General features: G+C 58.1%; 2 protein-coding genes and 1 pseudogene. All 3 read right to left on the reverse strand.

What is annotated here, in order from left to right; translation table 11 throughout:
• Window positions 1-211: 211 nt before the first annotated feature.
• On the reverse strand, window positions 212-1,897 hold the full coding sequence (argS, locus tag L691_RS0109185; protein WP_025690150.1) for an arginine--tRNA ligase: 1,686 nt from the start codon (window positions 1,895-1,897) through the stop codon (window positions 212-214).
• Entirely contained in the window at window positions 1,894-2,337 is a 444-nt protein-coding gene (locus L691_RS0109190; protein WP_025690151.1) for a DUF1934 domain-containing protein, read from the reverse strand. Before L691_RS0109190 ends, argS begins: the two co-directional genes overlap by 4 nt.
• A 138-nt stretch (window positions 2,338-2,475) precedes the next feature.
• A pseudogene (locus L691_RS32630) lies at window positions 2,476-2,810 on the reverse strand (WD40/YVTN/BNR-like repeat-containing protein); the annotation flags it as partial.

Here is a 2,810-nt window from a genome sequence, read left to right on the forward strand (position 1 = left end):
GAGGCGGCCCAAGGCTCCGGCTGCGCCGCGCAGGGTCAAAGCCCTCCCATCCAGCCCCCAGTGAAACCGCCTCCAGCGCTTAAAAGCTGCAGAAATTTTGCGGCAATCCGCCAAAAATTTCTCCGGTAATTAAAAGATGCCGCCCCGCAGGACGGCATCAAGCTTAGGTTGGCGAGGCAGACCAGAAGCGAGCAGCGGCCCTTTCCGGACGCTACATCCGTTCCGGCGCCGTCACGCCGACAAGGCTCAGTACGTTCGCAATCGCTTGGCGAACGGCGCCCAGCAGCGCGAGACGCGCCAGCGTCTGGGCGGCATCCTCGGTGATTACGCGCTCAGCCTTGTAGTAGCTGTGGAAGAGCGAAGCCAGCTCGTACACATAGCGGATCAAGCGGTGCGGAGCATAGCCCTCTGCGGCCAGATCAATCTCGGCTGGAAGCTCGCCGACTTTGCGCAGCAGGGCGTATTCATGCTCTGCCGTCAGCTTGGAATAATCAATTCCGGCGAGTTCCGGCAGGGTGATGCCCTGCTCCTCGGCTTGACGGAATACGCTGCAAATGCGCGCATGCGCATATTGTACATAGAACACCGGGTTTTCGTTCGAGGTCGAGACGGCTAGATCCATATCGAAGTCGAGATGGGAATCCATGCTCCGCATGGTGAAGAAATAGCGAATCGCATCGACGCCGACTTCGTCCATCAGATCCTCCATGGTAACCGCCTTACCGGTCCGCTTGGACATTTTCACCTTCTCGCCGTCCTGGAACAGGCTGACCATTTGGGCAATCAGCACAACCAGCTTGTCCGGATCATTGCCAAGCGACGCCATCGCGGCTTTCATCCGTGGAATATAGCCATGGTGGTCGGCGCCCCAAATATTGATCATTTTGTCATAGCCGCGACCGTATTTATCGCTGTGATAAGCGATATCCGGCGTCAGGTACGTATAGGTGCCGTCATTCTTGATCAGCACGCGGTCCTTGTCGTCTCCGTATTTCGTCGTCCGCAGCCATGTGGCGCCGTCCTCTTCGTATACTTCCCCGCGGTCCCGCAGCTCGTCAAGCGCCCGCAGCACTTCCCCGGTCTCATACAGCGAGGTCTCGCTGTACCAGATGTCGAAGGCGACGCGGAAGCGTCCCAGATCGCGCTTGATTTTGTCGAGTTCCTTCTCCAGCCCGTAGGCACGGAAAAAGGCGGCGCGGTCTCCGGGCGACAGCTCCAGAAGCGAATCGCCTTTATCTGCGACAAGCTCTTTGGCAAAGCCCTTGATGTCTTCGCCGTAATAGCCGTCCTCCGGCATTTCGGCCTGCTGGCCAAGCTCCTGCAAATACCGGACCTCGATCGATTGGCTCAGGTTGGAAACCTGATTGCCCGCGTCGTTGATATAGTATTCGCGCGTAACCTTGTAACCGGCGAAATCCAGCACATTGCACAGCGCATCGCCAACGGCCGCTCCCCGGGCATGGCCCAGATGCAGGCTTCCCGTCGGGTTGGCGCTGACGAACTCAACCTCGACCTTTTGTCCTTGGCCGGCGTCCGTGCGGCCGTAATCGGCACCCTGCTCCAGGGCAAGGGCAATGACCGGATAAAGGTACGATTTGGACAGCGTAAAGTTGATGAAGCCGGGGCCGGCGATGTCCGCTTTTTCAATCGAGGCTTGGCTTACATCCAGATGCTCCACGATCGCCTCGGCGATCTGGCGCGGATTACGCTTGGCAATTTTGGTAAGCTGCATGGCGGCGTTGGTCGCCAGATCGCCATGGGCTTTGTCTTTGGGCACTTCCAGCACGATAGCCGGGAGCTCTTCCCGCTGAACCAGGCCTGCTGCGACAACCGCATCAGCGATGGCTTCTTGCACCCTTTCATTAATGAGGGCAAGCGGATTTGGACGTTGTGTCATACTAAAGGTTCCTCCTGTATATGCAAACTAATGGCGAACTGTCCCGACAACTCGTCGTACACGTATAAATCGTATTCCCATTTCACTGTCAGGGAACGTTCTTGCCGTGAGATTCCCAGCATCCTTGTCTCGGTGGACAGATTAAACTGGGTATAGGGAGACCGGTAAAATCCGGGCAAACGCGCGCCGCTCCGGAAAGATTGCTCCGACTGGACGCCGCCGTGGCGGATAATCCGCAGCTCGTCATCCAGAATCTTGACCGTCGTCCGAACGGACGCATCGGCGCCATCCGGTCCCTGACCGGGTTCCTCAAAACGAATATACAGCTGCGGTCCCTTTTGCGTGGCCTCGCCGCTTACATTAAGAATGCTTGTCTCTCCTTCATGCCGGCTTATGAGTGTGACGGAGACGCCATATTTATGCGTAAGGTTATCAGGCAACCTGGCACCTCCCGTTCTGCCTGCTTCGTTTGGGCATTAATTCCGGTATCTTTCCCATTGTACTACTATATCCAGTTCACCGGGCCAATTCAATCGCTAATCACATTATCGCCCGGATTCCGCCCCCCCAATGCTGTCCTATTTCGTCTTAAAAGAAAGCTTCAGCTTCCAGGTGGAGCCTCCGTCCTGCGTGGCATACAGCGAGGACCGTTCCAGTCCCCTGACGGCAAGCCAGCCTTCCTTCGCGCCGGTAAAAGAGATCACGCCGTCAAACCCCGGTATGCCGGGCAGATTGCTCCACTGCTTGCCGCCCGTATAGGAGCGGCCCACGCCGACCTCTTCTCCAGCCGGTGAGTAGCCGAGCAGGAAGGCTCCTCCGCCCGCAAGCTGCATATTGCCTGGCTTGCCGGAGACCGGGCCCTTGGCCAGCCCTTGGCTGCCGCTGCCCGGCGCAGGCCCGCCGCCCGCAGTGG

The sequence above is a fragment of the Paenibacillus zanthoxyli JH29 genome, assembly GCF_000520715.1.
Classification (GTDB): Bacteria; Bacillota; Bacilli; order Paenibacillales; family Paenibacillaceae; genus Paenibacillus_AQ; species Paenibacillus_AQ zanthoxyli.